Annotated in this window: 2 protein-coding genes and 1 pseudogene; 1 reads left to right on the top strand and 2 read right to left on the bottom strand. The window is 68.9% G+C overall.

Annotation, left to right across the window (positions count from 1 at the left end):
* Positions 1 to 322: 322 nt before the first annotated feature.
* Positions 323 to 1,024, top strand: coding sequence for a TVP38/TMEM64 family protein (locus BN903_RS02735; protein ID WP_048076275.1), 702 nt, complete (start codon positions 323 to 325; stop codon positions 1,022 to 1,024).
* Between the two features lie 48 nt (positions 1,025 to 1,072).
* Here BN903_RS02735 and BN903_RS02730 read toward each other — a convergent pair whose 3' ends face one another.
* Together BN903_RS02730 and BN903_RS02725 are read right to left on the bottom strand one after the other, a co-directional pair.
* On the bottom strand, positions 1,073 to 1,495 hold the full coding sequence (locus tag BN903_RS02730) for a GtrA family protein (protein ID WP_048076274.1): 423 nt from the start codon (positions 1,493 to 1,495) through the stop codon (positions 1,073 to 1,075).
* Positions 1,495 to 1,909: pseudogene (locus BN903_RS02725) on the bottom strand (sulfatase); the annotation flags it as partial. The pseudogene BN903_RS02725 and the gene BN903_RS02730, both read right to left, overlap by 1 nt.

Raw genomic sequence — 1,909 nt, 5'->3', positions numbered from 1 at the left:
GCCGCGCTCGACGGCCACGTCGACGATCCGGGCGCGACGCTCGGACAGATCTGCCGAGAGCTGGTCGACGCCGAATCCGGGACCGACGACGACGCTCGGAGCGAGTCGGCGGCCGCCGACCCCACCGTCGACGACGCGGTGGACGCGCTCGGGCTGGCGGTGGTCGCCCGGCACGCGGTCGACGACCTCCGGTTCCTCCCGGGCGACGTGACCTACCGAGATAACGAGGAGATTCCGATGCGGATGGCCTACTGGAGCGACGACCCGCTGGCGTGACGCTATCGGTAACCTTCAAGTCGCTCTGTCGCCCGCTACGACACGAATGAAACTCTTCTCCTCGCGGGCGGATCGCCGGCGGGGGATCGCGGCCGCGGTCGGTGTCGCGGTCCTCGCGGTCGGGCTCTACGTCCTCGTGAGCCGCTACGCCGGCTTTCTCACCGACCGGCAGGCCCTCCGCACGTGGCTCGACGGGTTCGGAGTCTTCGCGCCGATCGTCTTCATCGGCATTCAGGCCCTCCAAGTCATCGTCGCCCCGATTCCGGGACAGGTGGTCGCCGTGGTCGCGGGGTACCTCTTCGGCTCGTTCTGGGGCACCGTGTACAGCCTCACCGGCGTCCTCATCGGCAGCGCGGTCGCGTTCTCGCTCTCGAAGCGGTTCGGTCGCTCCTTCGTCGAGAGCGTCCTCCACGAAGACGTCGTCGCCCGATTCGACGGCTTCGTCGACACCGTGGGCATCCCCGGGTTGTTCGCGTTCGTCGTCGTCCCCGGGCTCCCCGACGACGCGATCTGCTTTCTGAGCGGGCTCACGAAGTGGTCGCTCCCCACCTTCATCGGCGTCATCGCCGTCGGTCGACTCCCGGCGTACGTGTTGGCCGTCCACGCCGGTGGCGAGATCGCGAACGGGCAGTTCCTCTCGGCGATAGCGCTCCTCGCGCTCATCGTGGTCGCGTCGGCGGTCGGCTACTACAAGCAAGAGGCGGTCCGCGACCTCGTCGAGCGCATCGAACCGCGGCTGCCCTTTTGAGCGGCGGGCCCGGGCGGCTACCGGTCCGCCGCCGGGCCGCTTCCCGGCTCACCCCCACGTCCACTGGTAGTCGAGGACGAACCGGTACAACCCGCTGATGAGGATCGCGGGCACGTTCGCGACGAGCGCGACCATCCCGCCCCACTCGACGAGCGCGTAGAGGACGCCGATCTGGATCGGCCACGCGGTCCCGCGAACGAGGTTCGTCTTGAGCATGCCGCGGAAGTACTCGGAGACGCCCGTGTTCTGGCGCGCCCGGAACGTCCACGCGTTGTTGAACACGTACGAGAGGAGGATCGTGATCTCGATGGCGATCGTCGCGGCGAGGAGATAGTTCAGCCCGGCGACGCTATCGAACAGCCACAACAGGCACATCTGGATCCCCGCGGTGAACGCGCCGACGACGATGAACCGACGCATCTGGACCGCGAGCGGGCCGCTCGCGAAGCTGCGTAACGTCGCGCGGATCATCACTTGTACCCGAGCGCTTCGAGACGGGCTTCAAGATCCTCGTCGACCTCGTCGTCGCCGTCCTCGCCACGCTCGGCGGCCGCTGCCGCGCCGCGCTCGCGGAGCAGCTCCGCGTGGTCGTCGACGACCGGCTTCAACCGGTCGATGACCGCCTGTGCTCGCTCGTCGGGGTCGACCGCGAGGTTCTCCTGTTGGGTCGGGTCCGAGGGGCGGTGGTACAGCTCGACGTCGCCGGCGTCGACGTTCTCGATGTACGTCCAGTCGTCGTCGCGCGCGCTGACGAGCAGGTCGCCGTCGGCCAGCGATCGGGGAATCGGCTGCTGGGTCACCTCCTCGCCGCGGACGGTCACCGAGACGACGGGATCGTCGGTCGGCTCGGCGGCCGTTTCGGCTGTCGGTTCGGCTGCCGGCTCG

It is taken from the genome of Halorubrum sp. AJ67, from assembly GCF_000513435.1.
Note: the sequence above shows the minus strand (reverse complement) of the source record. Positions and strands in the feature narration are given on the sequence as shown.

Bases quoted from the DNA above. Each gene is read 5' to 3' on its own strand.
- BN903_RS02735 (WP_048076275.1), top strand. From the start codon at position 323: ATGAAACTCTTCTCCTCGCGGGCGGATCGCCGGCGGGGGATCGCGGCC.
- BN903_RS02730 (WP_048076274.1), bottom strand. From the start codon at position 1,495: ATGATCCGCGCGACGTTACGCAGCTTCGCGAGCGGCCCGCTCGCGGTC.